The organism is Isoptericola sp. S6320L, assembly GCF_023015685.1.
Lineage (GTDB): Bacteria > Actinomycetota > Actinomycetes > Actinomycetales > Cellulomonadaceae > Isoptericola > Isoptericola halotolerans_A.
On record NZ_JALKAT010000063.1, the window covers coordinates 1 to 2,272 of the forward strand.

Annotated in this window: 1 protein-coding gene and 1 pseudogene; both read left to right on the forward strand. The window is 76.6% G+C overall.

Features of this window, described 5'->3' with window-relative positions; genetic code table 11:
• Window positions 1-16: 16 nt before the first annotated feature.
• Entirely contained in the window at window positions 17-2,077 is a 2,061-nt protein-coding gene (locus tag MWU57_RS17855) for an alpha-galactosidase (protein ID WP_374108592.1), read from the forward strand.
• 91 nt (window positions 2,078-2,168) lie between these two features.
• Window positions 2,169-2,272 (forward strand): annotated as a pseudogene (locus MWU57_RS17860) (superoxide dismutase); the annotation flags it as partial.

Genomic DNA, 2,272 nt, shown 5'->3' on the forward strand with positions numbered 1-2,272 from the left:
CGCCCGCGGCACGGGGGTGCCCGTGGTCGTCCACTGGGGCGCCGACCTCGGCGGGCTCGGCCGGCACGCGCTGGAGGCGCTCGCGGACAGCCAGGTCCCCGCCGTCACCGCGAGCTCTCCCGACGTGCCGGTACGCGCCACGCTGCTGCCGCTCGCCGCGGACGGCTGGCCCGGCCTGCCGGGCCTCGCCGGCTGGCGCCCTGCCGCACCGGACGACGGCGCGGCCCGGCGCCCGGCGCCCCGGCAGGTCCGCACGACGTCGGACGGCGGCACGGTGACCGTGCTGCTGGCCGACCCGGCCGCCGGCCTGGAGGTCGCCGTCCGGCTGACCCTGCACGCCCAGGGGGTGCTCGAGAGCACGACGACGGTGACCAACCGCGGCACGACGCCCTACGTCCTGGACCGGGTCGTGTCGACGCTGCCGCTGCCCGCCCGCGCGACGGAGGTCCTCGACCTCTCCGGACGTTGGGCGGGGGAGCGGCGCCCCCAACGGGCCCCGCTGCGCGACGGCCTCTGGGAGCGCGGGACGCGGCACGGCCGCCCCGGGCACGACGCGCCCTTCGCCACGGTGGCCGGGACGCCCGGCTTCGGGTTCCGGTCCGGCGAGGTGTGGGGCGTCCACCACGCCTGGAGCGGCGACACCTCCGTGCGCGTCGAGCGGCTGGCCTCCGGGCACGCCGTCGTCGGCGCGGGCGAGCTGTGGGGGCCGGGCGACGTCGTCGTGGGCCCGGGCGAGACGTACACCTCGCCGCGCACCCTCGCCGGCTGGTCCGACGCCGGCCTCGACGGGCTGTCCGAGCGGTTCCACGCCTGGGTGCGTGCCCGCCCCGGACGCGCCACGCGTCCGCGCCCCGTCACCCTCAACACGTGGGAGGCGGTCTACTTCGAGCACGACCTGGACCGGCTGCGGGCGCTCGCCGACGCCGCCGCGCGCGTCGGCGTCGAGCGGTTCGTGCTCGACGACGGATGGTTCCGCGGACGCCGCGACGACCGGCGCGGGCTCGGGGACTGGACGGTCGACGAGGCCGTCTGGCCGGACGGCCTGCACCCGCTCGTGCAGCACGTGACCGGGCTGGGGATGGAGTTCGGGCTCTGGGTGGAGCCGGAGATGGTCAACGCGGACTCCGACGTCGCGCGCCGGCACCCCGCGTGGGTGCTGCGGGCGACCCCGGGTCGCGAGCCGCTGCCCTGGCGGTACCAGCAGGCGCTCGACCTGGCGCACCCGGACGCGTACGCGCACGTCCGGGACGCCGTCGTCGCCCTGCTGGACGAGTACCCGATCACCTACCTCAAGTGGGACCAGAACCGCGACGTGCTCGATGCGCCCTCCCGCGGCCAGGTGCTCGCCACGCGGCGGCTCATGGACGAGCTGCGGGAACGCTTCCCGGCGCTCGAGATCGAGTCGTGCTCCTCCGGCGGGGGCAAGGTCGACCTCGACGTGCTCGACCGGGCGGACCGGGTCTGGGCGTCCGACACCAACGACGCGCTGGAGCGCCAGGCCGTGCAGCGCTGGACCGGGCTGCTCGTGCCGCCCGAGCTCGTCGGCACGCACGTCGGCGACGCGCGCTCGCACACCACCGGCCGCACCCACGACCTGTCGCTGCGGCTGGTCACCGCCCTGTTCGGGCACAGCGGCATCGAGGCGGACCTGACGCGCGCGACGCCCGAGGACGTCGAGGCCGTCGCCCGCTGGGTGCGGCTGGTCAAGGAGCTCCGACCGCTCGTCGCGACGGGGACCACGGTGCGCGCCGACACCGCCGACGAGTGCTGGGTGCACGGGATCGTCGGGCCCGGGGCGCAGGAGGCGGTCTACGCCGTCGTCACCCGGGCGGCGTCGTCGGCCGCCGTGCCGCCGGCCCTGCTGCTGCCGGGCCTGGACCCGCGGGGCACCTACCGGGTGGAACGCGTCGACCTCGCCACGCCGCCGCTCGTGGTCGGCGACGCCCCGCCGCCCTGGTGGGCGTCGGGCGCCGTCGAGCTGCCCGGTGCTGCGCTCGCCGAGGTGGGCCTGCCGCTGCCCCCGCTCGCGCCCGAGCAGGGAGTCCTGCTGCGGGTGACGCGCAGCGGTGGCGCCTGAGAGGCCTGTGACGTGGGTCTCCGTTGACCTCAACCGGGGTGGAGGTCCTACGGTCGGAGCACCTCACCCGCCACGGAAGGACGGATGCACGATGCCCGTGTACACGCTGCCGGATCTGCCCTACGACTACAGCGCGCTCGAGCCGCACATCAGCGGCAAGATCATGGAGCTGCACCACGACAAGCACCACGCCAC